At 67.8% G+C, this 357-nt stretch carries 1 protein-coding gene; it reads right to left on the bottom strand.

Annotated elements, in window-relative coordinates; genetic code table 11:
• Positions 1-357, bottom strand: a 357-nt coding sequence (locus AC0L3X_RS47470; protein ID WP_473317661.1) for a CHAD domain-containing protein, incomplete at both ends; no start/stop codon positions are given.

The following is a 357-nucleotide window of genomic DNA, read 5'->3' as shown; positions in this document are numbered from 1 at the left end:
CTGCGACGACCAGGGCACGCGCGCGGCGGTGAAATCGCGCCACGTGCGTTGCAAAGCGGGCTGCACGCCGATCGATGCACGGGCCTGCCAGCCGGCGATCGCCGCAGCCGCGACGGCGCTGTCGCGTTCAGTACCGAGCCCATCGAGCAGCGATGCCGTGACCGCCATATCGTTGAATGCGCCAAGCTCCTCCTGCAAGGCTGCGAGCCTGCGCGAGAAACGTCGCGCCGACTTGCGATCCTCGTACAGCGGCAGCAGGAACTCGCTGAGATAGCGCAGCCGCTTGGTCGCGAGCCGCACCCGGTGCAGCTCTTCTGCAGGAAGCGACTTGAAGCGGCGGCCGCGCTTGAGCACCTT

The sequence above is a fragment of the Bradyrhizobium sp. MI1.7 genome (genome assembly GCF_055811795.1).
The sequence above is the reverse complement of the archived record's forward strand: the minus strand, read 5'-3'. Positions and strand labels throughout refer to the sequence as shown.